Genomic DNA, 2,448 nt, shown 5'->3' with positions numbered 1-2,448 from the left:
AGCGCGATGAGCAGGAACATCAACACGATCTGCGGTACGAAGGTCAGCACGCCGCCAAGCCCCCGAGGAGCGCGTGGACAGGAAATCCGAGAGGATCGGCGTCGAGACGTGATCGGCCACGATGCCGCCGAGCCAGGCGAAGAACTCTTCGATCCACGCCTGCAGGGGCGCGGCGACGGTGAAGACGATCTGGAAGAAGCCGAACATGACGGCGAGGAACACCAGGCTGCCCAGCAGCGGGTGCAGCAGCAGGCGGTCGATCAGCACGGTCCGGGCGTGTTCGTCGGGCGCGCGATATCCCGACAGCCGCATCACCGACGCGACCCAGTCGTCGCGTTCGGGACCGGGGTCGGGTTGCGGCGGAACGGGCGGTCGACTCCATGCCGACGGGTCGGCCAGCAGTTCGCGCACGGGTTCCAGGCTGGACTTGCGGGTGCCGATGACGGCGCGAACCGGCACTCCGAGCGCGTCGGAGAGCGCGTTCACGTCGACGGTGCCACCCCGGGTGGCCATCTCGTCGGTCATGGTGAGGACGACCGCCACCGGGATGCCGAGGTTGAGGGTCTCCGCGACGAGGGCCAGCGACCGGCGCAACGTCGTGGAGTCGGCGATGACGAGCGCGGCGTCGGGTCGCGGAGCTGCGGCCAGCGACCCGCTGAGCAGGTCGGCGACCACCTGTTCATCGGGGGAGATGGGGTCGAGGCTGTAGGCCCCGGGCAGATCCTCGAGTTCGATCACAGTGCCCTCGGCGTCACTCGGCCCGGGGATCCTGACCCGGCCGACGGTGCGGGCGACCGTGACCCCCGGGTAGTTACCCGTTTTCAGCCGCAACCCGGTGAGCCCGTTGAAGACCGAGGTCTTACCGGCGTTCGGGCTACCGATGAGGGCGACGGTTCCCGTCGACCGATCGCCGCCGGACGCGCCGGAACCGGTGTTGTCCGGACCGTGACAGCTCGTCACTCGACCGGCTCGCACTCGATCTGGGCGGCCTCCCTGGCCCGGAGACAGATGTCGTAGTCCATCACGCGATAGATGCTCGGGTCGCGCATCGGTGCGCTGCGCACCTTGGTGACCACTGCACCCGGCACGAATCCGAGGCTGGCCAGACGACGGCTCACCTGTGGTGGACACGTCGCCAGCACGCCGCGGATCCGTCGTCGTTCACCGATCTTCAACTCGGAGAGCACACCCGGCACACCTACACGCGAAACTGTCATCACAACCCTCGATCACCAGCGGCACCGCAGCGGCACCGCTTGGATAAGCCTTCACTCCAAAATAGTAGGTTCGGCTTGCCTTTGGTGGCGAGGGCCTTAAGTCATCGGGACGTGCGGGTAGATGGACCGGGCCACGATCACCGCGCCTTTGGCAATGCCCACCCGACGACGCGCGCCATGATGCTCTTGTAGGCCGACGGCATCAGTCGGACCCACAGGTCCAGGACAAGCGCGTCGGTACCGACCAGGATACGGCTGCGGTCCTTGCGCACCCCGGAGATGATGATGTCGGCGGCCTTGGCCGAGTTCATCCGGAGGAAGTAGCGTTCGAAGAAATCGGCGCTCTGGCTCTGGTCGTGGTCGCCGGAGGTGGTGGCATTGCGGGCGATCGCGGTCTTGACACCTCCGGGGTGCACACAGCTCACCTTCACCGGATGTTTGGCGATCACCATCTCCTGGGCGAGCGCCTCGGTGAACCCGCGGACGGCGAACTTGGCGGAGTTGTAGGCCGATTGACCCGGTTCGGAGAGCAGTCCGAACAGTGACGACACGTTCACGATGTGGCCGTCTCCCGACGCGATGATGTGGGGTAGGAACGCCTTCGTCCCGTTGACCACGCCCCAGAAGTCCACGTCCATGACGCGGTCGAAGACCTTGAAGTCGGTGTACTCGATCTCGCCGTGGTGTGCGATGCCGGCGTTGTTGAAGATGACGTTGACGGTTCCGTAGTGCGCCACGACAGTCTCCGCGTAGTCGAGCATGGCCTCACGTTCGGCGACGTTGAGGACCTGGGCGTGGACCTCCGCGCCGGTCTCGGCGACGAGTTGTTCGGTGATGGCCAGACCGTTCGGGTTGATGTCGGAGATGGCGAGTCGGGCGCCCATCTGGCCCATCTTCACCGCCAGGTCGCGGCCCATTCCGGAACCGGCGCCCGTGATGACGACGACCTTGTCGCGAAAGTCCTTCATGTGTCTCCTCGATGGTGACGGTGGTCAGACGGTGGCCGGCGTGGCCTCGGTTGCCCGGGCCGGCGCGGCCACGGCGCCGCGTCGTTCCACATCGTAGGCAGCGAGGTCGAACCGCTTGGTGATCCGCCGGAAGTTGAAGGTGAATCCCGGCCAGAGGGTGGTGATGTTGCCGTCATTGTCCTGGTACCACGATGCGCAACCGCCGTTGACCCAGACACTGTTCCGCAGATCGTGCTGGACCCGCGCGTTGAACTCCCGCTGCG

The 2,448-nt window shown here is 66.1% G+C and carries 3 protein-coding genes and 1 pseudogene; all 4 read right to left on the bottom strand.

What is annotated here, in order from left to right; genetic code table 11:
- Positions 1-960 (bottom strand): FeoB small GTPase domain-containing protein (locus GORHZ_RS18345; protein WP_006335634.1); only part of this gene is annotated, 960 nt, incomplete at its 3' end.
- Positions 957-1,217, bottom strand: a complete 261-nt coding sequence (locus GORHZ_RS18340; protein ID WP_157205256.1) for a FeoA family protein — start codon at positions 1,215-1,217, stop codon at positions 957-959. The genes GORHZ_RS18340 and GORHZ_RS18345, both read right to left, overlap by 4 nt.
- A 137-nt stretch (positions 1,218-1,354) precedes the next feature.
- Positions 1,355-2,185, bottom strand: coding sequence for an SDR family NAD(P)-dependent oxidoreductase (locus GORHZ_RS18335; protein WP_006335632.1), 831 nt, complete (start codon positions 2,183-2,185; stop codon positions 1,355-1,357).
- A gap of 24 nt (positions 2,186-2,209) precedes the next feature.
- A pseudogene (locus tag GORHZ_RS18330) lies at positions 2,210-2,448 on the bottom strand (4-hydroxyacetophenone monooxygenase); the annotation flags it as partial.

The organism is Gordonia rhizosphera NBRC 16068, assembly GCF_000298195.1.
Lineage (GTDB): Bacteria > Actinomycetota > Actinomycetes > Mycobacteriales > Mycobacteriaceae > Gordonia > Gordonia rhizosphera.
This window is presented reverse-complemented; position numbering and strand designations above follow the sequence as displayed.